Raw genomic sequence first — 26,281 nt, forward strand, 5'->3', positions numbered from 1 at the left:
CCGTATGCCTATCTCAAGGACGTGCTGACACGCCTGCCGACGCAACGGGCGAGTGAGGTCGGCCAACTGCTGCCGCATCAGTGGGCGCCTGCCTGAGTCGCGCAAGGTGAGTTCGGCGTACGCTTACTTTCAAGGGTGGTGTAGCTGTCCCTGAAAAAGAGTGCAAGCATAACGAAGCGAGACTCTTCGCTAAGGTGCGATCGGTAAGGGGTTTCCCATAGCGCGGATGGGTTGTCAAGAACATTTAGCACAACGTCCTGAATGGGGATGTTTTGCAGTGTCAAATAGTCTGCCGAAGTAAGTAAATCGATTAGTCGCGGGCTAAAATTTGGGTGGTCTATCATTTTTAGATAGAAACTCTCTCTCAGTAATGCTTTTTTTTCATCGGTGCTTAGCGTGGAAAAATATATGTGGTTGAAGACAATTTGGGCTTTGATCGTTCGGGTGTATGCGCCGACATTTAATACTAATTCGCTGGCGGAAACCTTTTCTGAGGCTAGGCGTTCGGATTGGAGTTGAGCCTGCGTCAGCAGGTAGCTACGTGTTGTTAGGATAAAACGTAGGTCTTTATTGGTGCGGATACGATCCAGAAAAATTGGTAGTCGCTGATCGATATTTCGAATTGCATCGTTGGTTAAGCTGATCTGCCCTAGGAAATCGTCGAGAAAAATAAGGCGTTTTTCGCCGGGAGTACATACCTCCATTGCTTCTTTGAGGTCATCAACCACAAAGACACGCCAATCTTGTGCAAGGTGCATCCATGTTAAAACTCGCGCAAGGGTTGTTTTACCTACGCCCGGCTCACCAGCAATTATTAATGTGCCGCGTCGTTCGAGTATCGCCTCCGCCGCTGCGATGCTTTCATTTTGAACTATGCGGGGTACTAAGCCCTTTATTAGCTCTAGCTCGGCATCTGTTCTATTGTAGATGCCGCTATGAATGATTCGCTCCAAAGTGTCGACGTGAGTTAACCAAAGCTTAAAGTGCTGTCTAAGAACTTTTGGTTGGCGCTCCAGCAAATTATTTATATCTTCTCTGCCTAGGACGTCCTCGCGTGAAAGGGCGGCGTCAGGCATAGCATCGATGATTTTATCCTTCAAGGCCGGGTTTAGTCGGGCTGATGTCGCCAGAATATAACGATCGGGTTTGAGTTTGGCGACTTTCGCATTCTCTATGGCGACGGCACGCAACAGTCCTCTCGTTGGAGTGTCAAGATAGTGTTTCACCTGAATGACAGTAGTCTTGCCAGCTTTTGCAAAACGAAAATCTATTCCTCCGTCACTCCCAGGTCCAAAGCTTTCGATCCGAAGTTTAATTTCTTCCTGTAGCAAGTCGCGAACCAGGTTTTCGAAGTCAAGGGGCGATAGCTGTCTAAAGTCGTGCATGAATTTGGAGACCCCCGGCTGCTTGCGTGAGACATTAGAGTAAGCCTCATCGAACAAACCACGCACTACATATCTTAGGTCTCCGACGATGTTTTTTCACTTACCTTGGTGGGCTCCGGAAAAATACCCCGTCAACTGTCAATCCTGAATCTTACATGCGATGGTCAGCCTGGTTGGATCTGTCGTACTCATTCAACGGATCGCTTATGTCGTCAATTTTTCTGAATCATTAGCTGTCAACCGAATTAAGCTACTGATCCGTACTGAAGGTCGGCCGTGAACGTATCAATCTTCCCTGAACCTCGGTGATAAAAAGCTACTGGCCGGATGGTCCGTTGGTGGTCGAAGCAACCGAACGTTTCAACGCTTAATGTTGATCGTTTCGATCGCAAATAGGTACAGGGCGAACATCCGAATAAATTCGACACTACCGAGTATTTTCAGGTTAATAGGGTCGGAAAAACTCGACACGTACCAAAAGATAACGCACAGGCAGAACGCCAATATCACTCCCCCCAAATAAGGTCCCCAACTGAAGTGATCGTGGTCAGCAAGATGGCTGTTCAGGTAGTTAACGCAGAGCACCCAGGATAGTACCAACACAGATGCGATCATTAAAAAAAAAGGAAGCAGTAGGCTAGTAACGGAAAAAGGATCCTTGAGTGGCCCGCCGCCTTCCATGAATGTCGAAAAGGCCAAAGCGGAGAACACGTTCAACAATGGTCGAGATTTGATCTTGCCGAGGGCATCCAGAAGTTCTTTAAACACTGTTTTCTATCCTATTTCGTGCGAATTGACGCAGAGGCCCGTTTGCAAATCTTCAACCGATCATCAACGTTTTCGCGAACGGTTCTTATGCTGTCGACGAAGAGCGGCAGCATGCTGCGATTTGCGTTGTGCCATCTGCTGATTGAAAGGCTCCAGGACTTTGTCTAGATCTCGATACAGGTTCGACTTCGATTTCACAACCTCAGTGAAAAAGTAACGCTTGAAAGCAGAACTCTCGAAACGCCCCTGCTTCCACCCGTGCAGCATAAAGTTGCTGGTCAAAAAGAAGCAGAAGCCGCAGAACAAAATGGTCAACTGCAGGAACAATGCTTGATCAGTAGCCAATTCACCCGAAGCATTTTTTACTAGCAACCAATATGCGGTCGCAATCCCTCCTAGGACCACACAGAACATGAGCAACGGAGCTCGCTTGCGGATGGGTTTCCCAGCGAAACTCACTTGCGTGCCTTGGATTAGGGTGTACAGAGCGTTAACCAGGAAGGGGAAGCCAACGAATGCAATGTCTATTCCCGAAAAAACATAACTCACGGAGTCCAGCCAATAAATGCTGGTCAACGCCACTGCAGTGAGCCCGGCGACGATAAGGTCCTTTTGCAACGATCTGGAGTAATCAAGATACTGCCGGCCATTTTTGCCAAAGCGCGAATGCACATAGTCAACCAGCTCTATATACGCCAATGGCCAGAAAGATGCTGTGAAACCAACGATGTAAAGGGCCTTGAGCAACGCAAGAAATTCAAAATCGTAAAGCAGCGTGAAAGGGTTGACTCTCAAGGCGAGGAACCCCCAAAAGAAAGCCACCAATGAAAGCGGGTAGAAGACGAGGCGGTGCAAGTAGCGCATGAATTTGCCCAGATGTTGGATAGAACTCCAGCCTAATCAGCGAGGATAGGGGCTGCAACTATGACATCAGGCAGACCTAGGTTAAGCCACTCTGAATCTGAGCCTTTGGGATGGGGCAAATAGAGGCGTGATTAGCGATTGACGTGTCAATGTTTTTCCATCTGAACTCGTGTTGCTATTTGCAATGGTGTCAATCCTCTCGACAATGCCCTCTCAAAATGTCAATCCGTCATAGCGAGATTGACAGTCAACGGTGTTGCTAACGAAAACGCCAGAAGCCCACTAAGTCATGGGCTACAACGCTGTCAATGTCGAAGGTGCTAGCTGATATGCATCATTACTGGCCGGATGACCCGCTGGTGGCAGAGGCGACTGCGCGGATCAAGCCGCGCAAATAATCATGCTTAATATCCAAATGTAGGAGCTGGCTTGCCTGCGATAGCGGTGGGTCAGCTGGTCAGGTTCTGGCTGACAGACCGCTATCGCAGGCAAGCCAGCTCCTACACAAACCCTATTCCACATCCGGTTGTGTGCTGTGGGCTATTGCGCAGCGGGCAGCAGGAACCGCGCAATCACCGGCAGGTGATTGGAAATACGCAACGTATCGTCCTGCCTCACCCGCGCTTCAACCTTCTTCAGCCTAGGGCTATAGAACAGATAATCCACCGTGCGATCCGGCCCATCGAGGCCCGGGTCGTTGGGGAAGTGGGTCAGCCACTGCGCCCGGTCAATCCCGCTGGATTGGCTGTTGCTGGGGACCATCGGATATTTGTCCCACAGCAGATGCAGTTCACTGTCCGGCGAATACTGCCCGCGTCTGCCGGCGTCCAGGCGTAGGAATTGCCCCAGCGGCAGCAGGTTGAAATCCCCGCCAATCAGCCACGGCGTGCCCCGGCTTTCGAATTTATCCAGCAGCTTGATGGTCGCCTGCACCTGCTCGCGCACTGCGCTGTGGCCGGGTGCGGCGTTGTCCAGGCGAGTGTTGAGCACCGCCAGTTGGCCGCCGTCGCTCAACGGCAGGTAGCTGAGCAGCAACGCAGGCTTGGGCTGGAACTGACGGCTGATCAGGTTGGCCGGGGCCACCGGCAGTTGCAGGCGCTCGGCATGTTCGATCTGGTAGCGGCTCAGGGTCACCAGCTTGCGGCCAACACTGCCGAAGATATGCCAGTCGGGCACAAAGTCGGCTTTCCAGTCGAAGGCCTGGACGCTGCACGGATAGAGGTCCACCAGGCGCTCCTGGAGCAGCGCCAGTTGATCCTGGTAATGGGACGGCTTGGCGCCTTCGTCCAGTTCCTGCAGCAACAGCACGTCTGGCTGTTCGTCACGGATCACCCGCGCCACTTCGTCCAGGCTGGAGGCCATGTCTTCGATAGTGGGGCGCTCGTCCGGGCCGCTGCCGTCGGGGGTGTCGTACCAGAACACGTAGTTTTTGCCGGCCAGGTATTGCACGTTCCAGGTCATCACCTTGAGCGCCTGGCCGGGCAGCAGCGTCGGCGCACGCGGGGCGACACAGCTTACGGGCAAGGTCTCTTTTTCGGCGGGGCGCCAGGTCAGGCTGTAGACCAGGGCGGTCAGCAAGCCTGCGAGGATCAGCAGGCCTACCAGGGTGGTACGCAGTAAACGGGTCATCGGCTCGCCTTATGGCGCTGCTGGACAGGCCCCGAGCATACCCGACCGGTGGCCGGGAGCCCAAGGACCATGTTAGCGGGCGTCGGCATCACCGGCGATCAGCATGAACAGGCGGAACAGCACCACGCTGGTAAACAGCTGCAGGAAGCTGTGGGCACTGTCGATCAGCACCGCCAGCAACGGGTTCTGCGGGTCGGGCCAGGCCGCGACGCTGGCGCCCTTGAGCAGCCACAGCGGGGTCATCACGCACAACAGGCAGACCAGGATGCGCAGGAAATGCCCTCGGGTCAGGCGAAAACTTTCCTTCATCGCCGCCAGCGCCGTCATACCACGCAGTACCAGCAGGTATTCGGCGAAGGCCAGGGTGACCATCAGCCACAGCCCCGGCAGGAAATACAGCGACAGCCCGAGCAGGATCAGCAGGGTGCTCATGGCGGTCAGCAGCGCATAGCGGGGCCACAGGGTCAGCGCCATGGCCAGCACGTCGGCGGTGCGCGGCGACTCGCCACGGCTGCGGGCGTCGAGGAACAGGATCAGGGCGGCGGTGTACAGCGGGTACACCAGCAGGCCGACGATCATGCTGTAGCCGGTAAACGCGTGCGGGCCCAGGGTGCGATCGAGCACTTGTTGCAACACGGCTTCCAGGATCACCAAAGGCAGGCACAACTGTACGATGGCGCCCAGGTTGCGCTGGAAAAAGTAGAAAGAGTCGCGCAGAACGGTCAACGGATTCATCAAAGTCATCACAGGCCAAAAAAGCAGCGGACACTTTAACCGATCACCGACAAACGTAAACCTTGGGTAAAGATCATTGAAACGCCGCAGGCCAGCCCCATTACTGGTGGCGTACCTTGCCCAATGCGGGCGGGACGCAGATTTTTACCGGCAATCTAACGAGGTCGCCATGAACAGCGAAGAGCAAACCCTGATCGATGGACTGTTTTCACGGTTGCAGCAAGCCGAAACGGACTCAGCCCCCCGCGACGCCCAGGCAGAAGCGCGGATCAAGGAGCACATCACTCGCCAACCGGCCGCCGGGTATTTCATGACCCAGGCGATTCTGGTGCAGGAAGCCGCGATCAAGAGCCTGGATGCGCAGAACAAGCAGCAGGCGCAGCAGATCCAGCAATTGCAGGATGAACTACAACGGGCCAGGACAACGCCGCCGGCCACCAGCGGTGGTGGGTTCCTGTCGAGCATCTTTGGCACCAGCTCCCGCGAGCCGCAACCTGCGACCAGCGCGCCGGCATCGAACGCGGGTGGTTGGCGCGAGCCGACCCGGCCGGGTTTCAACAGCGCGCCTGCGCCGCAACAGAACTATCAGCAACCCCAGCAGGCGGCCCCCGCAGGTGGTGGCTTTCTTGGCGGCGCCCTGAAAACCGCAGCCGGCGTGGCCGGTGGTGTGATGCTGGCCCAAGGCATCAGCAGCCTGTTCAGCCACAACCAGCAACCGCAGGTAGTGGAAGAGATCATCCGCGAAGAGCCGGCGCCTGCCAGTGACAACAGCGGCTGGGGCAATGACAGCGCGGACACCTACGCCGACAGTGGTTATGCCGACGATTCCTCTTTCCTTGGCGACGACGACTCCTTCGTCTGACACAGACTGAACCGGGGCGCGCGGTCGCCCCGGTCTGATTTTTCTCGGAAACCTCCTCTTGACTGGCATACTGACGGCCTTTGCGGGCCATCACGTCCCCGTGCCATGAGGATATGCGGTGAAAAAAATAGCAGTGTTCGCCGATGTCCAGAACCTCTACTACACCGTGCGCCAGGCCTACGGCTGCCACTTCAACTACGCCGCCCTGTGGGCTGATATCAGCCAGCGCGGGCAGATCGTCGAGGCGTATGCCTATGCCATCGACCGTGGCGACAGCAAGCAGCAGCAATTCCAGCAGATCCTGCGCAACCTGGGCTTTACCGTGAAGCTCAAGCCGTACATCCAGCGCAGCGACGGCTCGGCCAAGGGCGACTGGGACGTGGGCATCACCATCGACATCATGGACGCCGCCGCCCATGTCGACGAAGTGGTGCTGGCCTCGGGGGATGGCGACTTCGACATGTTGCTCGATCGCATCATCCACAAGCATGGCGTCGAAGCCGTGGCCTACGGCGTGCCTGGGCTGACGGCCAACTCGTTGATTCGCGCGGCCAGCCGCTACGTGCCTATCGAAGGCGCGTTGTTGCTCAAATAGATTTTCAGATGGGGTTGGAACAGGTTTGGAACGTATAGCGGTCATCGACTTTGAAACCACCGGCATCTCGCCGAGCAGCAGTTGCCGGGCCACGGAAATCGCCGTGGTCATCCTGGAGCAGGGCCAGATCGTGGACCGCTACCAAAGCCTGATGAACGCCGGTGTACGCGTGCCGGGGTTTATCGAGCAACTGACCGGCATCAGCAACGCCATGCTGCGCAGCGCACCGCCGGCCGAGCGGGTGATGAACGAGGTCAATGAATTCGTCGGCACTACACCGCTGCTGGCGCACAACGCCGCGTTCGACCAGAAGTTCTGGGACTTCGAACTGGGCCTGATCCGCCGCACCCGCCTGCAAAAATTCGCCTGCTCGTTGCTCCTGGCCCGCCGGCTGATGCCCACGGCGCCCAACCACAAACTCGGCACCCTGACGTCCTACGCGCAACTGCCCCACACCGGCAAGGCTCACCGGGCGATGGCGGATGCGGAAATGGCGGCCAACCTCACCGCCCACCTGGCCCAGGAACTACGCCGCACCCACGGCTTGCGCGAGCTGTCCCATGATCTGCTGTGCAGCTTGCAGAAAGTACCGGCGGCGAAGATCACTGATCATCTGAAGAAACATCGCGGGTTCTGATCCCAATCCTGAGAACAACCAAGACCAAACTGTGGGAGCCGGGCTTGCCCGCGATGGCGCCCGCTCAGGCACCGCCATTCTTCCCCTCCAAATGCCCCAGCGGCACCCGCCGCGCTATGGCGCTCGACAAGATGATCGAGGTCTTGCTGAAGCCGAACTTCGCCACCCGGTTGATCAGGTTTTCCAGTTCCGGCATCGAGCCCACCGCCGCCTGCATGATCACGCATGGGTCCCCGGTGACTCGGTGGCATTCGGTCAGCTCGGGGATTTCTGCCAGTGCGTCGTACACCTTCTGGCTGCCGTTGTTGGTCAAGCGCAGTTCGATCGTGCACTGGATCGGCAAGCCGATCTTGGACAGGTCCACTTTGGCCTGGTAGCCGGTGATCACGCCGCTGGCTTCCAGCTTGGCCACGCGCTCGGCCACGGCGGGGGCGGAGAGGTTTACGGTGCGGGCCAATTGCGCGTAGGTAGCGCGGCCATCCTCCAGCAGGGCGCTGAGGAGCATGCGGTCGTATTTGTCCATGATAAGGCTCTGTCAATAGGGGGCTTTCGAATACAAGGCTTATAGCCCTGATAACCATGATTTGAAAAGTGTATGGGCGCTTTAAACAGGTTTTGTAACTTATGTTTACGGGCGTGGATTCCTAAAATAGCGATCCCTTGTCCTGCCGCAGAGCTGCCCATGCCTGGCCCACGTCGTTTTCCCTTACCGTTGATCGCCGCTTTTTTTGCGTTGTACGTGATCTGGGGTTCCACCTACCTGGTGATCCGCATTGGCGTGGAGTACTGGCCGCCGCTGATGCTGGCGGGGATTCGCTTTTGTACGGCGGGGGCGCTGATGTATGGCTACTTGCGCTGGCGCGGGGTGCCGGCGCCGACCTGGGCGCAGTGGAAAGCCGCGGGCATGATCGGCATCTTGCTGCTGACCTTCGGTAACGGCGCGGTGAGTGTGGCTGAACACACTGGCGTGACCTCCGGTGTCGCCGCGCTGGCGGTGGCGACGGTGCCGTTGTTTACCTTGCTCTGTGGATATTTCTGGGGCGCGCGTAATACCCGTCTGGAGTGGGCCGGGGTGATTCTGGGGATGATCGGCATCGCCATGCTCAATATGGGCTCCAACCTGCAATCGAGCCCGCTGGGCGCTGGTTTGCTGTTGTTCGCCGCCGCTTCCTGGGCTTTTGGTTCGGTATGGAGCCGGCACTTGCCGTTGCCGCAGGGCGCCATGGCCAGCGCCGCAGAAATGCTGATCGCGGGCGTGGTGCTGTTGATCGGCAGCGCGCTCAAGGGTGAGCACCTTGACGCGATGCCCCCGGTGGAAGGCTGGCTGGCCCTGGCTTACCTGACCGTATTTGGCTCGATCATCGCCTTCAACGCTTATATGTACTTGCTCAAGCACGTGCGTCCGGCAGCGGCCACCAGCTATGCCTACGTCAACCCGGCAGTGGCGGTGTTGCTGGGGATTGTGTTCGTGGGCGAGACCATCGGCCTGGAAGAAGCCCTGGCGATGCTGGTGATTATCAGCGCCGTGTTGCTGATCAGCCTACCCCAGTGGCGCAAGCCGAAGCCGGAAATAAGGTAAACTGCCGCGCATTACGCCCTTGCGCTGAATTTTTCCTACGGTAAACACATGACTTTCGCCACACTTGGCCTGATCGAACCCTTGCTGCGCGCCCTCGAGGCGCTTGGCTACCAGACCCCGACGCCGGTGCAGGCGCAAGCCATTCCGGCGGTGCTGGCCGGTCGCGACCTGATGGCTGCGGCCCAGACCGGCACCGGCAAGACCGCCGGTTTCGCCGTGCCGCTCCTGCAACTGCTGACCCTGGAAGGGCCAAAAGTCACCGCCAACTCGGTGCGCGCGCTGATCCTGTGCCCAACCCGCGAGCTGGCCGAGCAGGTTCACGCCAGTGTTGCCCAGTACGCTGAACACCTGCCCCTGACCACTTACGCGGTGTATGGCGGTGTCAGCATCAACCCGCAGATGATGAAGCTGCGCAAGGGGGTCGACGTGCTGGTGGCCACCCCTGGCCGGCTGATCGACCTGTTCCGCCAGAACGCGCTGAAACTCAATCAGCTGCAAACCCTGGTGCTGGATGAAGCCGACCGCATGCTCGACCTGGGCTTCTCCGAAGAGCTGGCGAATATTTATCGCATGCTGCCGAAAAAGCGTCAGACCCTGCTGTTTTCCGCGACCTTTTCCGATGATATCCGCCTGCTGGCCGGGCAGATGCTCAATGACCCGTTGAGCATCGAAGTCAGCCCGCGCAACGTCGCCGCCAACACTGTCAAGCAGTGGGTGGTGCCGGTGGACAAGAAGCGCAAGGCCGAGTTGTTTGTGCACCTGATGCGCAAAGGCAAGTGGAAGCAGGTGCTGGTGTTTGCCAAGACCCGTAATGGGGTGGATGCGCTGGTAGATAAGCTACAAGGCTTGGGGATCAATGCCGACGGCATTCACGGCGACAAGCCACAAGCCACGCGCCAACGTGCGCTGGATCGCTTCAAGGCCAGCGATGTGCAGATCCTGGTGGCCACCGATGTGGCAGCCCGTGGCCTGGATATCGAAGATTTGCCGATGGTGGTCAACTTTGACCTGCCGATCGTTGCCGAGGATTACATCCACCGTATCGGCCGCACTGGCCGGGCCGGCAACACCGGCGAGGCGATTTCCCTGGTATGTGCCGATGAAGTGAACATGCTCTCGGCCATCGAGATGCTGACCCGCCAGACCCTGACCCGCAAAATGGAGCAGGACTTCGAACCGGAACACCGAGTGCCGGACACCGACGCCAGCGGCCAGGTGGTGAAGAAGCCGAAAAAACCGAAGAAGCCCAAGACCTCCGGTGGTGGCGGCAAGCGCAACCTGGGCAAGTGGGTGGAGAGCGGTGACGTTGCGGCAGAGCCATCGATCAAGCCGGTGCGCAAGGTGCCTGTGTTTAATACCGGGCCGCGTAAGAAGAAGTAACTTCTTTGGCGCCTGTCAGGGCCTCATCGCAGGCAAGCCAGCTCCTACATTTTGATCTGTGAATACGTTCAAATATGGGCGCTGGCTTGCCTGCGATGGCGGACTGGGACTCACCGCAACTATCGGCGCTGGAGCCACTCCAGCATGCCCCGCCCCGCCGCCCGCCCGCTGGCAAAACACCCCGTCAGCAGATACCCGCCTGTCGGCGCCTCCCAGTCCAGCATCTCGCCGGCACAAAACACCCCCGGCAATTGCTTGAGCATCAAACGCTCATCCAAAGCTTCAAACGGCACGCCGCCTGCGGTGCTGATGGCTTCGTCCATTGGCCGGGTTTTCACCAGGGTCAACGGCAGAGCCTTGATATCGACGGCCAATTGCTGCGGGTCGTTGAAGTGTTCGGCGGGCGCCAACTCGCGCAACAGCGCGGCCTTTACCCCATCCAGGCCCAACTGGCTGTGCAAATGCTTGCTCATCGAACGTGAGCCGCGGGGCTTGGCCAGTGCCGCCTGCACCTTATCCAGCGGCTTGCCCGGCAGCAGGTCGATATGCACGGTGGCTGAGCCTTCGCGGTTGATCCCTTCGCGAATCGGTGCCGACAGGGCGTAGATCAAACTGCCTTCGATACCCGTGGCGGTGATCACGCATTCACCCAACCGAGGTTTGTCATCCGCAAGGCCAATGGCGACGTTTTTCAACGGCGCGCCGGCGAATTTGCTCACCATCAATTCGCTCCAGGCTGACACCTCGAAGCCGCAATTACTCGGCTGCAGCGGGGCGTAGGGCACGCCTTGGTCTTCCAGCAACTTGAGCCAGGCCCCGTCCGAACCCAGGCGCGACCAGCTGCCGCCGCCGAGGGCCAGTAGCACGGCATCGCTGTGGACAGTTTTTTCGCCCTCCGGGCTGTGGATAATTAAGCCGCCGTCGGCACTCCAGCCCAGCCAGCGATGGCGGGTGTGGATAACTACCCCCTGGTCGCGCAGGCGCTTGAGCCAGGCCCGTAGCAGCGGTGCGGCTTTCATATCGGTAGGGAATACCCGGCCAGAGCTGCCGACAAAGGTTTCAATGCCCAAGCCATGGATCCATTCGCACAACGCCTCGGCACCGAATTGGCGCAGCAAGGGGGCAATGTCCGACGCACGTTCAGCGTAGCGTGAGAGAAATGCCGGGTAGGCTTCAGAGTGGGTGATGTTCATGCCACCCACGCCTGCCAGCAGGAACTTGCGCCCCACTGATGGCATGCCGTCATACAGCTGCACCCCAACCCCGGCCTGGCTCAGGACTTCGGCGGCCATCAGCCCGGCGGGGCCGCCGCCGATGATCGTGACGTGAAAAGGCTGGGCTGGGATCTGGGGCATGGGGGTGACTGCGGTTCGGCGAAGTAGGGCGAGCATTCTACCCGAGGACCGTCAAACTGCCTGATCAAAAAACGTACACCTTCCTACAAGCTATGCGACGCCTGGCTTACAGGCGGTTACGCTCAAGTTATCCACAGGCCGTTCCACAGGCATTGTGGGTAACGCCCACGTTTCAATGACAACCTGATGACGTCCACACCCGCTGGGCACTGTGGTGCAGGATGCCGTGGCGGCGGGCCAGGGCGTGGCGGTCCTTGCTGTAGCCGCCACCGATCACGCCCACCACTGGGATGTCGCGGCCCAGGCAATGGCGCATCACGCTTTCGTCACGGGCGGCGACGCCGGCGTCTGTCAGCTTGAGGTAGCCGAGGGCGTCGTCCTTGTGCACATCCACGCCCGCGTCATACAGCACCAGGTCGGGCTGATACAAAGGCAGCAGGTAGTTGAGGGCATCGTCCACCACCGTGAGGTAGTCGGCGTCGCCCATGCCCATGGGCAGTGGGATGTCCCAGTCGCTGGTGGCCTTGCGCGCCGGGAAGTTCTTTTCGCAGTGCAGGGACACGGTAATGGCATCCGGCGTGTCGTGGAGGATGCGCGCGGTGCCATCACCCTGATGCACGTCGCAGTCGAAGATCAGTACCCGGTTGACTCGGCCGCTGGCCAGTAGGAAATGGCTGATCACGGCCAGGTCATTGAAGATACAAAAGCCCGCCGGGTAATCGTAATGGGCGTGGTGGGTGCCCCCTGCCAAGTGGCAGGCCAAGCCGTGTTCCAGGGCCTGTTCGGCCGCCAGTAGCGAACCGCCGACCGCGCGCACGGTGCGCCGGGCCAGGGCTTCGCTCCAGGGCAGGCCCAGGCGCCGTTGGTCTTCGCGGGACAACTCACCGCTCATATAGCGTTCGATATAGCCGGGGTCATGGGCCAGGGCGAGCACTTCGGCCGGGCACAACTGGGGGCGCAGCAGTTGGCTGTCCTGGGTCAGGCCGCTGTCGACCAGGTGATCGCGCAGCAGTCGGAATTTGTCCATGGGGAAGCGATGATCCGCCGGGAACTCGGGGCTGTAGTCGTCGTGGTAGATCAGTGGCAAAGGCATGGCAATTTCTGACAGGAACCAGCGAAGGATCTTAACAGCGCTGTACACTCACGCACATGGCAAGGGAGGGGAACGATGGAGCCGATACTGGAGTTGGAAAGCGCGCGCCTGGTGCTGCGCCAATGGCGCGACAGCGATTTGCCGGCGTTTGCCCGGATGTGCGCCGACCCGCAGGTGATGCGCTATTTCCCGGCCCCCCTGGACCGCCTGGAAAGCGCGGCATTGATCGGGCGAATACGTGGTCATTTTGCCGAGTATGGGTTTGGCCTGTGGGCCCTGGAGCGCAAGGACAGCGGCGAGTTTATCGGCCTGACGGGCTTGATGAATGTCGGCTTTGAAGCCGGTTTTACCCCGGCGGTCGAGATTGGCTGGCGCCTGGCCCGTGAGCACTGGGGCCTGGGTTTTGCCAGTGAGGCGGCCTGGACTGCACTGCGTTGTGGGTTTGACCGTTTGCAGTTGGAGGAGATCGTGGCGTTCACCACCGAGGCCAACCTGGCGTCGCAGAAAGTCATGCAGGCCATCGGCATGCATTACGATCCGGCGGCAGATTTTCAGCACCCAAGGCTCGCGGCGGATGATCCGCTGCGCCATCATGTGCTGTACCGCATCACCCGCGCCCAATGGTTGGATACGCTGCACGGATAGGCAGGCCGCCCGATGTTATTACCCGCCGCAGCCAAGACTGCGCGGTTTTGCCCTGTGTGAGGAGAATTTGAATGAGCCAAGTGTTGGAAGATCTGGTCGACTTGCTGACCCTGGAACCGATTGAAGAAAACCTCTTTCGCGGCCGCAGCCAGGACTTGGGCTTTCGCCAACTGTTCGGCGGCCAGGTATTGGGCCAGTCGCTGTCGGCAGCCAGCCAGACCGTCGAAGAAGCGCGGCATGTGCATTCGTTGCACGGCTATTTCCTGCGCCCTGGGGATGCCGGGCTGCCGGTGGTCTATCAAGTGGACCGGGTACGCGACGGTGGCAGCTTCAGCACGCGCCGGGTGACGGCGATCCAGAAGGGCAACCCGATCTTCACCTGTAGCGCCTCGTTCCAGTACGACGAAGAAGGCTTTGAGCACCAGACCACCATGCCGGTGGTGGTGGGCCCCGAGAACCTGCCATCGGAGCTGGAGCTGACCCAGCAGCGGGCGCACCTGATCCCCGAGGCCATGCGCGAAAAACTGCTGTGCCCCAAGCCGATCGAAGTGCGCCCGGTGACCGAAAAAGACCCGTACAACCCGCAGCCGTCCGATCCGGTCAAGTATGTGTGGTTCCGCGCCGATGGCGCCCTGGCCGATGCGCCCGCGCTGCATAAATACCTGCTGGCCTACGCCTCGGACTTCGGCCTGCTGACCACCTCGCTGCTGCCCCATGGCAAGACCGTGTGGCAGAAGGACATGCAAGTGGCCAGCCTTGACCACGCCTTGTGGTTCCACGCCGACCTGCGGGCCGATGACTGGTTGCTGTACGCCATGGACAGCCCGTGGGCCGGCAATTCCCGTGGGTTCTCCCGTGGCAGCGTGTACAACCGCGCCGGCCAACTGGTGGCCTCGGTGACCCAGGAGGGCTTGATCCGCCATCGCAAGGATTGGGCATGAGCCTGGCGCACGTTAAGCACTGGGTGTTTGATATGGACGGCACCCTGACCGTGGCCGTGCATGACTTTGCGGCGATCCGCGTGGCCCTGGATATTGCGCCTGCCGATGACATCCTCACCCACCTGGCCGCGTTGCCAGCGGCTGAGGCGGCGGCCAAACATGCCTGGTTGCTGGAACATGAACGCGAGCTGGCGCTGGGCTCGGTAGCGGCCACAGGCGCGGTGGAGTTGGTGCGCGACCTGGCGGCACGGGGCTGTCGCCTGGGGATCCTGACGCGCAACGCCCAGGAACTGGCGCACATCACCTTGAAAGCCATCGGCCTGGCGGACTGTTTTGCCGTGGAAGATGTGTTGGGCCGCGACGACGCACCGCCCAAGCCGGATCCCGGTGGCCTTTTGAAGCTGGCCCAGGCCTGGGAGGTGGCGCCCGCCGAGATGGTGATGGTGGGGGACTATCGCTTTGACCTGGATTGCGGGCGGGCGGCGGGGGCGCAGACGGTGTTGGTCAACGTTCCCGAAAACCCATGGCCGGAATTGGCCGATTGGCATGCCAAGGACTGCGCGGCATTGCGCCAGATGATCTAGCCAAACCCCCACAAATCACCGGTAGGAGCTGGCTTGCCAGCGATAACGGTGGGTCAGCCAATACAGATGTTGACTGATCCGTCGCTATCGCAGGTAAGCCAGCTCTTACATTTTTGATTAGGGGGATCAGTGGAACACGGCCTTCTGCCCCTCGGGCGAGGTGAACATCTTGTCGCCGTCATGCCCAACCCCTGGCACTTCAACCAACCTCTGGCTCAATTGCGGATGCCGCAGCTTGAGGTAGTCAAAATAGTTGTGCCCACGAATCAGCCGATAAGCCCCCTGGGTCTCTGCTGCGCAGCTCTTGTCCAGGGCCGGGTGGTTGGGGTCGGTATCCTGCTGGCCCAGCAGGTAAGTGATATCGCGCGCGACGTAGGCTTTTTCCAGTTGCTGGGGGCTTTGGCCATTGGCGTAGGCCGGCAGCTTTTGCATGCCGTACTTCCAGTCATTGAAGTCCGGGCAACTGGCCGGGGCAAACTGCACCGGGCGTTGTGGGCTGAAGTAGGCGTAGGACGACGGGTTGGCGATCACATAGCGCAGGCTGATCCCCGCCGCTTGCAGCGCCGGGTGGTCATGGCCGGTCAGGGCAAAGCGCTGCACCACCTGGCCGCCACCGGAATGCCCGGCGATCACTATTTCCTTGAGGGCCGGGAACAGCTTGCGGTTGCCCAAGTGCTTGATGATCTGGTCCAGGGCGCCGTAGGAACTGATCTGGCCATGGCCGATTGACGCCTCGCCAGCCATCCACCCATTGCCATGCCAGCGCAGCACACTATCGCCCAGGTGATGGCGCTGGATATCGGCCGCGTTGAGAAACTGTGGCGCGATTACCAGGGTATTGGCACTTTGCCCGGCATGGGCCGCTGCGTCTTCGGCGCTTTTGAGGTAGGTCTGGGCGTTGCGCAGCCGGCCATGCACGATGATCAGCGCGCGGGTTACTTGCGGCAGCGGCTGGCCCCAGTCCTGGCTCAGGCCCAGGCTCAGGTCGCCGGCTTGCAGGGTGAAACGTTCGGGGCTGACCACCTTGACCGCCTGCCCGGCGGCGAAGGTGGTGGCAGAGCAGGTGACCATCAAGCCCAGCAGCCATGCGGATCGTCTGTTCATTTAAAGACTCTTGGCCGAAAACGTATCGCATTGGCTGATCTGGCCCTGGGCAAAGCCAGTCTTGAACCAGCGGACCCGCTGCTGCGAGGTGCCATGGGTGAACGAGTCGGGTACCACGCGGCCCTGGCCCTGTTGCTGCAGGCGGTCATCGCCGATGGCGTTGGCGGCGTTCAGTGCTTCTTCGATGTCGCCCGGTTCCAGCCAGTTCAGGCGCTTTTGCGCGCGGTTGGCCCAGACTCCGGCGAAGCAGTCGGCCTGTAGTTCCTGGCGCACCAGCAGGCCGCCATCGCCTTGCATCTGCCGGCCTTGCTGGCGCGCGACCTGGATCTTCGACGAAATCCCCAGCAGGGTCTGCACGTGGTGGCCGACTTCGTGGGCAATCACATAGGCCTGGGCAAAGTCGCCAGCCGCCTGGAAGCGTTGGGACATTTCCCGGAAGAAATCCAGGTCCAGGTAGACCTGCTGGTCGGCCGGGCAGTAGAACGGGCCGCTGGCGGAGGTCGCGCCACCGCAGGCGGAATTCACCCGGCCACGGAACAGGATCAACTTGGGATTCTTGTAGGCCAGGCCGTTTTCCTGGAACACCTGGCCCCAGGTGTCTTCGGTGTCGCCCAGCACGGCGCGTACGAAGTCTGCCTGCTCATCATTGGCGGGCGGTGCCTGGCGTGTTTGCGGGCTGACCGAAGGGGCCTGCTCGGTCATCTGGCCGCTCAGTTGCCCGAGGATCTGCATCGGGTCCTGGCCGGTGAGTAGGCCGATGCCGACGATCAGTACGATGGCGGTCAGGCTCAGGCCCTTACCGCCGCCAAAGCGCATGCCGCCGCCACCGCCGCCGTCATTGCGCGCGTCGACCACGTTGTCGCTGCGTCGACCCTTTTTCCATAGCATGGGGCAATCCTCTTGATGTACCTGTTTGCACCGCGTTTTTGTAGGAGCCGGCTTGCCGGCGATGGTCGTCAACGATGATGTTGGCTACCTGACGCCCCGCGCGCTAAATCGGCCGCTATCGCCGGCAAGCCGGCTCCTACAGTGGGGGTTGTGATTGAGTATGGCCGTTATTCGCGGCAATACCCTTCGCCCGTATTGACCACCAGGCAATCTTTTTTATCTGCCAGCCATTTCAAGCCAGTGGCTGCGCCGTCGCCGGCACGCAGCATCTGCGGGCCGTCCGGGCGGTTGAAGGTGATGCCGTCTTCGCTGGCCTCACCTTTAAACGTGCCGGAGGCGTCGGCATCCAGGCCGTATTGCATGCTCAGCAGGTAATGCCCGCGGCCGATGCTGTCGTCCTTGCTGACGGTCAGGTGCAGGCCTTCGACGCCGATCCACTTGCCGACCCATTTGTCGGTGGGCGGGGTTTGCGGCACCAGGGTCGCCTGGACCGATGGCGGTGCGGGCTTCGGGGCCTCGGGGGCTTTATCGCAGGCGCTGAGCAGGGCGAGGGTCGAAAGGAGCAACAGGGTTTTTTTCATCGGGGATTGGCCTTGGTTAAAAAGCCTGCAATGGCAGGCTGGCGTGCAGCGTTGGACTGGGTTTGGGCGAATTAGTGCGCTGATCGCCCGCTGTTTGGTTATGCTCTTGAGACCGATGCACCACCCGCTCTAGATTAGCGCGTTGAGTGCCACTGCTTGCGGCGGTCATTTCAGCCTGTCACGCACGAGAATTCAATGACCCTCAGCACCCCTCTTTCCGGCGTCAACCATCCCTTCAAGGGCATCGTGCTGATTGTGCTGGCGACGTTTTTGTTTTCCAGCCACGACGCCTTGTCCAAATACCTCGCCGGCTTCTATCCGATCGTGATGGTGGTGTGGGCCCGCTACATGGTGCATACGCTGCTGATGGCGGGGATTTTCCTGCCGCAATCGGGCCTGCGTGTGCTGCGCAGCAAGCGCCCATTGTTGCAGGTGGCCAGGGCCTTGTGCCTGTTGGGTACCAGCCTGTTTTTCACCGCAGCCCTGCATTACATCCCGCTGGCGGAGGCCACGGCGGTGAACTTCCTCGCGCCGATCCTGGTGACGGCCCTGTCGGTTCCGCTGCTGGGCGAGCATGTAACGCGTGGCCAGTGGCTGGCGGTGATCTGCGGGTTTGTCGGGGTGATCATCATCGTGCACCCGGGCGGTGAGTTGTTCACCCCGGCGGTGTTGTTGCCGTTGGTCTCGGCGTTGTTCTTCTGCTTCTACCAACTGCTGACCCGTATCCTCAGCCAGTACGACAGCCCGACCACCAGCAACTTCTTTGCCGGCCTGTGCAACACCCTGGTGATGAGCGCGCTGGTGCCGTTTTTCTGGGAGGTGCCGAGCCTGGGCCACGGCCTGTTGATGCTGGCGCTGGGCACCTGCGGGATGACCGCGCACTTGATGCTGACCCAGGCCTTCCGCTTTGCCGCGCCGGCCTTGCTGGCACCGTTTGGCTATTGCCAGATCGTGTTTGCGGGGTTGTTGGGCTGGCTGGTGTTCAATCACACCCCGGACCTGACAACGGTGGTCGGGATCGGGGTGATCTGCCTGAGTGGCTTGGCCGCTGCCTGGCAGCAGCGGCGGCGTTGAGTCACACCGCGACGGTGGGGATCTTGCGCGGCGCCATGAAGTACATCCAGGTCAGGGCGATGAAGTACATCGCCGGGATCAGGGTGAACAGCACGGTGTAGTTGTTATGGGTCACGGTCAGGATATGGCCGACGATCTGCGTCATGAACATCCCGCCGATGGCTGCGCACATCCCGCCAAAGCCAAACACCGTGCTCATCATGTGCTTGGGCGTGTAGTCCATCACCAGGCTCCAGATGTTGGCAGTCCAGGCCTGGTGCGCGCCGATGGCCAGGGAGATGGCAAACACCGCGACCCACAGCTGGCTGGAACCTGCGGCCATGATCACGCCGACGATGCAGCAGGCAAACAGCAGCATCGACAGCAAGCGCGCCTTGATCGGCTGCATGCCGCGCCCGATCAGGAACGAGGACAGAATCCCGCCGCCCACGCTGCCGAAGTCTGCCGTCAGGTAAATGATGATCAGCGGGATACCCATCTGCGTCACGTTGATCCCCAGGTTGTATTGCTGGTTGAGGAACGGCGGCAGCCAGTACAGGTAGAACCAGAACACCGGGGCGGTCAGGGCATAGGCAATGGCGAAGGCCCAGGTACCGCGCATGCGCAGGATGCGGCTGAAAGGCACGCGGGGCTGTTCCGGCTCGATTTCCTGTTGCACGTAGTCCAGTTCTGACTGTTTTACGCTCGGATGGTCTTCCGGGTTGTAGTACTTCAGGCCCCAGAACACCAGCCAGATCCCACCCAGTGCCGCCATGCACAAAAAGGCGGCCTGCCAGCCCCACACATGCAGCACCAGCGGCAGCAGCATTGGCGTGAGCATGGCGCCGACGTTGGTGCCGGCGTTGAAGATCCCGGTAGCCACTGCTCGCTCGCCGGCGGGGAACCACAGGCGGGTGGTCTTGACGCAAGCGGGGTAGTTGGCCGCTTCGGTCAGGCCGAGGATAAAGCGGCAGACCATAAAGCCTACCGCCGAGGTCGCCAGGCCGTGGGCGCCGGTGGCGATGCTCCACAACAGCACTGCGCAGAAGAACACGCGCTTGACGCCGACCCGGTCGATCAACCGGCCTTGCAACACGAAACCAATGGCGTAGCCGACCTGGAACCAGAAGTTGATGTTGGCGTAGTCCATCGCCGTCCAGTTCATCTCCTTGGCCAGGATCGGTTGCATCACGCCCAGGGCGGCGCGGTCGATGTAGTTCAGGGTGGTGGCGAAAAACACCAGGGCCAGCATGCCCCAGCGGGTTTTGCCAACGGCGAGGGCGCCGCGAATCTTGTCGCCAATGGCCGCTTGCGGGTTGCCGGGGCGCGGGGCCACGGCGGAATTTTGCGAAGGCATGAGAGGTACCCGTTTTTTGAAATTTTTATGGTGTGTTCTGGGTCTTGATCACAGGTAGGCGCCTTGAGAAAACGGCCCTGGATGCGCAATCGATGGTGCGCAGTGGCTAAAAAATCGTCAATTCGCCAATCGCCATTGTGTTCGATAATCGCCCATAAAACTAACCGGTTGGTACATTTTAAATTGCTGCTTTATCGCGCGCGGCCAATAATTTGCCGCAAACAAGACCAGCCTTCATTGCCGGGAGTCACCCCATGCAACGTTCCATCGCCACTGTTTCCTTGAGCGGCACCCTGCCGGAAAAGCTCGAAGCCATTGCTGCGGCCGGGTTTGATGGGGTGGAAATCTTCGAGAACGACTTGCTGTATTACGACGGCAGCCCCCGTGAAGTGCGGCAGATGTGTGCCGACCTGGGCATTGCCATCACCTTGTTCCAGCCGTTTCGCGACTTTGAAGGATGCCGCCGTGAACGCCTGGCGCGCAACCTGGAGCGGGCCGAGCGCAAGTTCGACCTGATGCAGGAGCTGGGCACCGACCTGGTGCTGGTGTGCAGCAATGCCTCGGCGGATTCCACGGGCGAGCATTCGATCCTGCGTGATGACCTCAGCCTGCTGGCCGAACACGCTGGGCGCCGTGGCTTGCGCATTGGCTATGAAGCCCTGGCCTGGGGCCGGCACGTCAATACCTGGCAACAGGTGTGGCAACTGGTGCGGGAGATCGATCACCCGAGCCTCGGGGTGCTGCTGGACAGTTTTCATACCTTGTCGCTCAAGGGCGATCCGGCGGCTATCGCCCAGATCCCTGGTGACAAAATCTTCTTCGTGCAAATGGCCGACGCGCCGATCCTGGCCATGGACGTGCTGGAGTGGAGCCGGCACTTTCGCTGCTTCCCTGGCCAGGGCGAGTTCGACCTGCCGGGTTTTCTCGCGCCGATCATCCAGAGTGGCTACACCGGGCCGCTGTCCCTGGAGATTTTCAACGATGGCTTTCGCGCCGCGCCCACCCGGGCCAACGCGGCGGATGGTTTGCGGTCGCTGCTGTACCTGGAAGAGAAGACCCGCCAACGCCTGGAGCAGCAGGCCACGCCGTTGGATATCCTGTTTGAGACCCCGGCCGCCAGCGAGTACGACGGTATCGAGTTCCTGGAGTTTGCGGTGGATGAAAACCTCGGCGCCCGGCTGACCCAATGGCTGCAACGCCTGGGCTTCGTCAAGGCCGGGCAGCACCGTTCCAAGAGTGTGAGCCTGCTGCGCCAGGGTGATATCAACCTGATCCTCAACTGCGAGCCGTACTCCTTTGCCCACAACTTTTTCGAGGCCCATGGCCCGTCGTTGTGCGCCACGGCGATTCGCGTCAAAGACAGCGCCAAGGCCCTGGAGCGGGCGGTGGCCTACAAGGGCCAGCCTTATCGCGGCCTGGTCGGGCCCAACGAGTTGGAGCTGGCGGCGGTGCGTGCGCCGGATGGCAGCCTGATCTACCTGGTGGACCAGCATGCCGGTGGGATCTACGACACCGATTTCAACCTGCAAGCGTCCAGCACCAGCGGCGGCGGCTTGCTGCGCATCGACCATATGGCCATGGCTTTGCCGGCCGACAGCCTCGACAGTTGGGTGCTGTTCTACAAAAGCCTGCTGGATTTCGAGGCCGACGATGAAGTGGTGCTGCCGGACCCTTATGGCCTGGTCAAGAGTCGGGCGCTGCGCAGCCGCTGCAGTTCGATCCGCCTGCCGCTGAATATTTCCGAGAACCGCAATACGGCAATTTCCCACGCGCTATCGAGCTACCGTGGCTCCGGCGTGCACCACATTGCCTTCGATTGCGCGGACATTTTCGCCGAAGTCAGCCGGGCCAAGGAGGCGGGCGTGCCACTGCTGGATATCCCCCTCAACTACTACGATGACCTGGCAGCGCGTTTTGATTTCGACGATCAGTTCCTCAGCGAACTGGCGTACTACAACGTGCTGTACGACCGTGACGCCCAGGGCGGTGAGCTGTTTCATGTGTACACCGAACCGTTCGAAGGGCGGTTTTTCTTCGAGATCATCCAGCGCAAGAACGGCTACGCCGGCTATGGCGCGGCCAATGTGGCGGTACGCCTGGCAGCCATGGCGAAGTCACGCAGCGGCGCGGTGCGCCAGGCCAAGTTGTAGGGCGTTGGCGCTTCCTTCGTGAGACGCGGCGGCCCATAATCACGGCCTGCATAAATGGCCGTGAGCGCACCATGACCCCGACGTCCGAACTGCCCGACGCCCCCCTGGCGCCGCGCAAGAGTCGCAAGAACAACCCGGAAAAAACCCGCGAGAACATTCTGCAAGAGGCCATTGTCGAGTTCGTGCAGCAGGGGCTTTCCGGGGCGCGGGTGGACGCCATCGCTGAGCGCATCCACACCTCCAAGCGCATGATCTATTACTACTTCGGCAGCAAGGAGCAGCTGTACGTCGAGGTCCTGGAAAAGCTCTACGGTGATATCCGCAACACCGAAACAAGGATGAACCTCACCGAGCTGGAACCCCGTGAAGCGATCCGGCGCCTGGTGGAATTCACCTTCGATCACCACGACCAGAACGTGGATTTTGTGCGGATTGTCAGCATCGAGAACATTCACAACGCCGAGTATGTGAAACAGTCGGATGCGATCAAGGCGATGAACAGCAATATCCTGGAGGCGTTGGGCGCGACCTTGCGCCGGGGCGCGGAGCTGGGGGTATTTCGCGAGGGGCTGGAGCCGCTGGATGTGCATTTGCTGATCAACTCGTTCAGCTTTTACCGGGTGTCCAACCGCCATACCTTCAGTGAGATTTTTCAGATCGAATTGTCGGATGAAGCGATCAAGCAACGGCATCGCGCGATGATTTGCGAGTCGGTGCTGCGTTACCTGCAGGCCTGATCCACCGCCGAATTCAATGTCGTGCGGGCTTGTGTGGGAGCTGGCAAGCCAGCTCCCACATTAGGATCCGGTTTCTACAGTGAGGTATTCATGTGTTGGAAATGATCGAGCATCCTTTGTGCATCTGCTTTCTCACCACTGAACAACTCAAAGGCCTTCACCGCCTGGAACACCGCCATATTCCCTCCATCCAGCGTGCGGCAGCCCAAGGCCCGGGCGCTGCGCAGCAGCTCGGTTTCCAGCGGGAAGTAGACGATTTCCGCGACCCACAAATCTGCGCGTAGCAACACGGCTGGCACTGGCATGCCCGGCAGCTTGGCCATGCCCATGGGCGTGGTATTGACCAGCCCGTCAGCCGCCGCCATCGCGCTGTCCAGATCACTGGCGGCATGCGCGCGGCCGGGGCCGAAATGCTGGTTGAGGTTATCCGCCAGGCTTTGCGCGCGCCCATGCTCCACATCGAAAATACTCAACTGCCCGACACCTTCGGCCAGCAGCGCATGGGCCACTGCCGCGCCCGCGCCACCAGCGCCCATCTGCACCACGCGCTGGCGCGCAGCCTCATGCAGGCCACGGCGAAACCCTTCGGCGAAACCCAGGCAGTCGGTGTTGTGACCGATGCGCTTGCCATCGCGCCAGACCACGGTGTTGACCGCGCCGATGCCCCGGGCTTCGGGCGACAGCTCATCGAGCAGCGGCAGGATCACCTGCTTGCACGGGTAGGTGATGTTCAACCCGGTGAAGTTCATCTGCTCGGCGGCCTTGAGCAGCTCGGGTAGGGCGCTGTTGTCCAGTTGCAGCGGGTCCAGGTCGATCAGTCGATACAAGTAGCGCAGACCCTGGGCATCGCCTTCCTGCTCATGCAGGGCCGGCGTGCGGGACGCCTGGATGCCGGCGCCGATCAGGCCGGCAAGAATGCGCGGTTTCATTTGAGCTCCCGACTGAAATGTTCGAGGGCCAGGTGATAACCGTGGCTGCCAAACCCGGCGAGCACGGCCTTGGCGATAGGGGAAACAAAGGAGTGATGGCGGAAGGGTTCACGGGCATGCACGTTGGACAGATGCACTTCGATCACTGGCAGTTCACTGGCCACCAGGGCGTCGCGGATGGCCACCGAGGTGTGGGTCCAGGCCGCCGGGTTGATCACAATCCCGGCGCACCGGGCGCGGGCGCCATGAATCCAGTCCAGCAACTCGCCTTCGTGGTTGGTCTGGCGAAATTCCAGTTTCAGCCCGAACTGTTCGGCACTGCGCCCACATAGCGCGGCGACGTCAGCCAGGGTCTCGTGGCCATAGGTGGCGGGTTCGCGGGTGCCGAGCAGGTTCAGGTTGGGGCCGTTGAGGACCAGTACGATAGGCGGCATGGGGATGTCTCCACTGTTGTTTTTATTGATGGAGACAAAATGTACTGAATGGTTAATTTGGTCAATTGGCCAGGCGCCATGCCGTGGATAACCGTTCGATTATCGAACGCTGAATACGGCCTGCCGGTACTGCCCAAGAGTTGATATCAATTGAAAATCATTCTCGACAACGCTTAAGATGCCCGCCTGTTTCCTTTACATCCCCAGGGAGTCGGTTTGTCGGACGTGGATCTCAAGGGCCTGTTTCTCAAGCATGCCGATACCCTGCGCCGGTATTTGCTGCGCAAGGTACGGGACCCTCAGTTGGCTGCGGACCTGGTGCAGGAGAGCTTCCTGCGCCTGGCGCAAAAGCCGTCCAGCGAGCGGATCGACAACTCCCAGGGTTATCTCTACCGCACGGCGAGCAATCTTTTGATCGACCATATCCGCCAGGAGGCCCGGCGCAAGACCGACTCCGTGCCCCATGAGGCGTTGGCCGAGATTGAAGATGAAGTGGCCGGGTTGGAGGCTCAGGCAATGGCGCAGCAACAGCGACAGGCATTGAAGCAGGCGTTGGCGGAACTGCCGGAGCGCACCCAGCAGATTTTCCGCCTCAACCGCGTCGAGGGCATGACCCACGCCCAGGTTGCGCGGCATCTTGAAATTTCCGACAGTTCAGTGCAAAAGCATCTGGCCAAGGCACTGGCGCATGTCATGCAGCGTTTGCGGGAGGGCGATGTGACGCCGTCCGACGAATGATTTACTGAAAAAACGCTGCTCAAACGTCACTGTTTCATACAACGAGAATTCGAGACTCACACGTGAATAGCCAGGAGTCGCAACAGCCCAGCATTACCGAGGTCGCCGCCGATTGGGCGGTGCGCCTGCATGCGGGCGGGCTGGGTGTGCAGGAACACGCCGAACTGCAACGCTGGATTGCCAGCGACAGCCGCCACGCCGCGGAACTGGATTTTGCCCGGCAGACCTGGGCGGCGCTGGGTGATTTGCCAACAGATACGCCCGTGCATCGCCAGCGCCCGCCGTCGGCAGGCATGCCACTGCGCCGCGCCCAGCGTCGGCGGCCATGGCGCGTGGCCGCAAGTGTCGCGCTGTTGCTGGTGGTCGCCGGTGTTGGCTGGGTGCAGGCGCCGCAAGCCTTGCTGCAGATGCAGGCCGACTACCTGACCGCCAAGGGCGAAGTGCGCATGGTGCGCCTGGCGGACGGCAGTACCGTGGAGCTGGATTCCTCCAGCGCCATCCGCCTGGATTTCGACGGCGAGCAGCGGCGGATCAGCCTGCTGGCCGGCTCGGCGATTTTTGACGTGGCGCCCATGGTCGGGCAGGAAACCCGGCCGTTCGTGGTGCAAAGTGCCGGCGGGCAAACCCGGGCCCTGGGCACGCGTTTTGTGGTCGGCCGCGAGGCAGACGACCAGGCGTGGGTGGGCGTGCTGCAACACAGCGTGGCCGTGACCCAGCAAGACCAGCCGCAAACCACGGTCCTCGAGGAGGGGCAGGCCGCCCGCTACAGTGCGCAGGACGGTGTGAAAGGCCTGCCCGGCTTCGACCTGGCGCGGGCCACCAGTTGGCGGCGCGGAGTGCTGGTGTTCGACCGCCAGCCGCTGGCCAAGGTGGTTGCAGAGCTCAATCGCTACCGCCCCGGGCGGGTGGTGCTGCGCAATGCCGAGCTGGGCAAGCGTGAAGTCAGTGCGGTGGTGCGCCTCGACATGCTGGACAAGGCGCTGGGCACCTTGACCGAAGAGCTGCAGGTGCGACGCTTTGATCTGGCGGGCGTCAGCCTGATCTACTGACATACGCAAACCTCCCTGTGAACGGGCGCTTTTGTGTGGGCGCTGGCTAGCCTGCGATAGCATCACCTCGGTCTACCTGGTAGACCGAGTTGCCTGCATCGCCGGCAAGCCAGCTCCTACACAAGCCCGCATTCCTGGCTGATCTTCAAACAATTTTCAGAAACACTTACTGAGTCTCTATCCCTGACGCGTCTTGCTAATCGAGAAGT

The 26,281-nt window shown here is 60.5% G+C and carries 28 protein-coding genes; 14 read left to right on the top strand and 14 right to left on the bottom strand.

All coding sequences use genetic code 11. The features are described from left to right. Positions 1 to 96 (top strand): transposase domain-containing protein (locus HBO19_RS00005; protein WP_147392735.1); only part of this gene is annotated, 96 nt, incomplete at its 5' end. On the opposite strand, the gene HBO19_RS00010 is transcribed toward HBO19_RS00005, so the two are convergent. The 5 genes from HBO19_RS00010 to HBO19_RS00030 all read right to left on the bottom strand — a co-directional run bounded on the left by HBO19_RS00010 (position 78) and on the right by HBO19_RS00030 (position 5,381). Next, positions 78 to 1,451, bottom strand: a complete 1,374-nt coding sequence (locus HBO19_RS00010; protein ID WP_170056684.1) for a restriction endonuclease — start codon at positions 1,449 to 1,451, stop codon at positions 78 to 80. The two genes, HBO19_RS00005 and HBO19_RS00010, sit on opposite strands and share 19 nt — an antisense overlap. Before the next feature lie 294 nt (positions 1,452 to 1,745). Beyond that, positions 1,746 to 2,153 carry a hypothetical protein gene (locus HBO19_RS00015; protein WP_170056685.1) on the bottom strand — a complete coding sequence of 136 codons (408 nt, stop codon included), beginning with the start codon at positions 2,151 to 2,153 and terminating at the stop codon, positions 1,746 to 1,748. A gap of 63 nt (positions 2,154 to 2,216) precedes the next feature. Continuing rightward, positions 2,217 to 3,017, bottom strand: coding sequence for a hypothetical protein (locus tag HBO19_RS00020; protein WP_076563498.1), 801 nt, complete (start codon positions 3,015 to 3,017; stop codon positions 2,217 to 2,219). A 540-nt stretch (positions 3,018 to 3,557) separates the two neighbouring features. Beyond that, positions 3,558 to 4,646: an endonuclease/exonuclease/phosphatase family protein gene (locus HBO19_RS00025; protein WP_169951161.1), complete on the bottom strand. Its 1,089-nt coding sequence runs from the start codon at positions 4,644 to 4,646 to the stop codon at positions 3,558 to 3,560. Positions 4,647 to 4,718: 72 nt separating this feature from the next. Then, the gene (locus HBO19_RS00030; RefSeq protein ID WP_169951158.1) at positions 4,719 to 5,381 is read right to left on the bottom strand and encodes a YciC family protein; all 663 of its coding nucleotides are present in this window, start codon (positions 5,379 to 5,381) and stop codon (positions 4,719 to 4,721) included. A gap of 169 nt (positions 5,382 to 5,550) precedes the next feature. Here HBO19_RS00030 and HBO19_RS00035 point away from each other — a divergent pair, with 169 nt between their 5' ends. From HBO19_RS00035 to HBO19_RS00045, 3 genes are all read left to right on the top strand, one after another. Further along, on the top strand, positions 5,551 to 6,243 hold the full coding sequence (locus HBO19_RS00035; RefSeq protein ID WP_170056686.1) for a DUF2076 domain-containing protein: 693 nt from the start codon (positions 5,551 to 5,553) through the stop codon (positions 6,241 to 6,243). 118 nt (positions 6,244 to 6,361) lie between these two features. Beyond that, positions 6,362 to 6,838, top strand: a complete 477-nt coding sequence (locus HBO19_RS00040; protein WP_032861784.1) for an NYN domain-containing protein — start codon at positions 6,362 to 6,364, stop codon at positions 6,836 to 6,838. 25 nt (positions 6,839 to 6,863) lie between these two features. Continuing rightward, entirely contained in the window at positions 6,864 to 7,475 is a 612-nt protein-coding gene (locus HBO19_RS00045; RefSeq protein WP_169951154.1) for a 3'-5' exonuclease, read from the top strand. Positions 7,476 to 7,539: 64 nt separating this feature from the next. Here HBO19_RS00045 and HBO19_RS00050 read toward each other — a convergent pair whose 3' ends face one another. Then, a complete protein-coding gene (locus HBO19_RS00050; RefSeq protein WP_169951152.1) occupies positions 7,540 to 7,998 on the bottom strand; it encodes an Lrp/AsnC family transcriptional regulator in 459 nt (152 codons plus the stop codon). A 159-nt stretch (positions 7,999 to 8,157) separates the two neighbouring features. Here HBO19_RS00050 and yedA point away from each other — a divergent pair, with 159 nt between their 5' ends. Together yedA and HBO19_RS00060 are read left to right on the top strand one after the other, a co-directional pair. Further along, a complete protein-coding gene (gene yedA / locus HBO19_RS00055) occupies positions 8,158 to 9,054 on the top strand; it encodes a drug/metabolite exporter YedA (RefSeq protein ID WP_170041683.1) in 897 nt (298 codons plus the stop codon). Positions 9,055 to 9,102: 48 nt separating this feature from the next. After that, positions 9,103 to 10,434 (top strand): DEAD/DEAH box helicase, encoded by a 1,332-nt coding sequence (locus HBO19_RS00060; protein WP_169951146.1) that lies wholly within the window; start codon positions 9,103 to 9,105, stop codon positions 10,432 to 10,434. A 119-nt stretch (positions 10,435 to 10,553) separates the two neighbouring features. On the opposite strand, the gene HBO19_RS00065 is transcribed toward HBO19_RS00060, so the two are convergent. Both HBO19_RS00065 and HBO19_RS00070 read right to left on the bottom strand, forming a co-directional pair. Further along, the gene (locus HBO19_RS00065; protein ID WP_170056687.1) at positions 10,554 to 11,789 is read right to left on the bottom strand and encodes a TIGR03862 family flavoprotein; all 1,236 of its coding nucleotides are present in this window, start codon (positions 11,787 to 11,789) and stop codon (positions 10,554 to 10,556) included. Between the two features lie 172 nt (positions 11,790 to 11,961). After that, positions 11,962 to 12,882: a histone deacetylase gene (locus HBO19_RS00070; RefSeq protein WP_169951142.1), complete on the bottom strand. Its 921-nt coding sequence runs from the start codon at positions 12,880 to 12,882 to the stop codon at positions 11,962 to 11,964. Positions 12,883 to 12,957: 75 nt separating this feature from the next. Between HBO19_RS00070 and HBO19_RS00075 the strand changes: the two genes are divergently transcribed. The 3 genes from HBO19_RS00075 (at position 12,958) to HBO19_RS00085 (ending at position 15,052) form a co-directional block, all read left to right on the top strand. Then, a complete protein-coding gene (locus tag HBO19_RS00075; protein ID WP_169951140.1) occupies positions 12,958 to 13,527 on the top strand; it encodes a GNAT family N-acetyltransferase in 570 nt (189 codons plus the stop codon). Between the two features lie 71 nt (positions 13,528 to 13,598). Beyond that, positions 13,599 to 14,468: an acyl-CoA thioesterase II gene (gene tesB / locus HBO19_RS00080; RefSeq protein WP_169951138.1), complete on the top strand. Its 870-nt coding sequence runs from the start codon at positions 13,599 to 13,601 to the stop codon at positions 14,466 to 14,468. Continuing rightward, positions 14,465 to 15,052 (top strand): HAD family hydrolase, encoded by a 588-nt coding sequence (locus tag HBO19_RS00085; RefSeq protein WP_169951136.1) that lies wholly within the window; start codon positions 14,465 to 14,467, stop codon positions 15,050 to 15,052. Before tesB ends, HBO19_RS00085 begins: the two co-directional genes overlap by 4 nt. Before the next feature lie 126 nt (positions 15,053 to 15,178). On the opposite strand, the gene HBO19_RS00090 is transcribed toward HBO19_RS00085, so the two are convergent. From HBO19_RS00090 to HBO19_RS00100, 3 genes are all read right to left on the bottom strand, one after another. After that, complete coding sequence (locus tag HBO19_RS00090) at positions 15,179 to 16,156, bottom strand: alpha/beta hydrolase (RefSeq protein WP_170056688.1); 978 nt, start codon at positions 16,154 to 16,156, stop codon at positions 15,179 to 15,181. Beyond that, complete coding sequence (locus HBO19_RS00095) at positions 16,157 to 17,044, bottom strand: neutral zinc metallopeptidase (RefSeq protein WP_029292172.1); 888 nt, start codon at positions 17,042 to 17,044, stop codon at positions 16,157 to 16,159. A 167-nt stretch (positions 17,045 to 17,211) separates the two neighbouring features. Then, a complete protein-coding gene (locus HBO19_RS00100; RefSeq protein ID WP_169951132.1) occupies positions 17,212 to 17,625 on the bottom strand; it encodes a hypothetical protein in 414 nt (137 codons plus the stop codon). A 195-nt stretch (positions 17,626 to 17,820) separates the two neighbouring features. Here HBO19_RS00100 and HBO19_RS00105 point away from each other — a divergent pair, with 195 nt between their 5' ends. Then, positions 17,821 to 18,699 carry a DMT family transporter gene (locus HBO19_RS00105; protein ID WP_169951130.1) on the top strand — a complete coding sequence of 293 codons (879 nt, stop codon included), beginning with the start codon at positions 17,821 to 17,823 and terminating at the stop codon, positions 18,697 to 18,699. Position 18,700: 1 nt separating this feature from the next. Here HBO19_RS00105 and HBO19_RS00110 read toward each other — a convergent pair whose 3' ends face one another. After that, positions 18,701 to 20,035 (bottom strand): MFS transporter, encoded by a 1,335-nt coding sequence (locus HBO19_RS00110; protein WP_169951127.1) that lies wholly within the window; start codon positions 20,033 to 20,035, stop codon positions 18,701 to 18,703. A 254-nt stretch (positions 20,036 to 20,289) separates the two neighbouring features. Between HBO19_RS00110 and quiC the strand changes: the two genes are divergently transcribed. Further along, entirely contained in the window at positions 20,290 to 22,185 is a 1,896-nt protein-coding gene (gene quiC, locus HBO19_RS00115; RefSeq protein WP_170041691.1) for a 3-dehydroshikimate dehydratase QuiC, read from the top strand. 71 nt (positions 22,186 to 22,256) lie between these two features. Continuing rightward, on the top strand, positions 22,257 to 22,922 hold the full coding sequence (locus HBO19_RS00120; protein ID WP_170056689.1) for a TetR/AcrR family transcriptional regulator: 666 nt from the start codon (positions 22,257 to 22,259) through the stop codon (positions 22,920 to 22,922). A 74-nt stretch (positions 22,923 to 22,996) separates the two neighbouring features. Here HBO19_RS00120 and HBO19_RS00125 read toward each other — a convergent pair whose 3' ends face one another. Both HBO19_RS00125 and aroQ read right to left on the bottom strand, forming a co-directional pair. Continuing rightward, on the bottom strand, positions 22,997 to 23,851 hold the full coding sequence (locus HBO19_RS00125) for a shikimate dehydrogenase (protein ID WP_170056690.1): 855 nt from the start codon (positions 23,849 to 23,851) through the stop codon (positions 22,997 to 22,999). Then, on the bottom strand, positions 23,848 to 24,285 hold the full coding sequence (gene aroQ, locus HBO19_RS00130) for a type II 3-dehydroquinate dehydratase (RefSeq protein ID WP_032861827.1): 438 nt from the start codon (positions 24,283 to 24,285) through the stop codon (positions 23,848 to 23,850). The genes HBO19_RS00125 and aroQ overlap by 4 nt, the downstream gene beginning before the upstream one ends. Positions 24,286 to 24,501: 216 nt before the next feature. Here aroQ and HBO19_RS00135 point away from each other — a divergent pair, with 216 nt between their 5' ends. Together HBO19_RS00135 and HBO19_RS00140 are read left to right on the top strand one after the other, a co-directional pair. Then, complete coding sequence (locus HBO19_RS00135; protein ID WP_032861829.1) at positions 24,502 to 25,023, top strand: RNA polymerase sigma factor; 522 nt, start codon at positions 24,502 to 24,504, stop codon at positions 25,021 to 25,023. A 62-nt stretch (positions 25,024 to 25,085) separates the two neighbouring features. Beyond that, positions 25,086 to 26,072, top strand: a complete 987-nt coding sequence (locus HBO19_RS00140) for a FecR family protein (protein WP_170056691.1) — start codon at positions 25,086 to 25,088, stop codon at positions 26,070 to 26,072. Positions 26,073 to 26,281: the final 209 nt, after the last annotated feature.

Source organism: Pseudomonas sp. WS 5021, from assembly GCF_012985535.1.
Taxonomy (GTDB): domain Bacteria; phylum Pseudomonadota; class Gammaproteobacteria; order Pseudomonadales; family Pseudomonadaceae; genus Aquipseudomonas.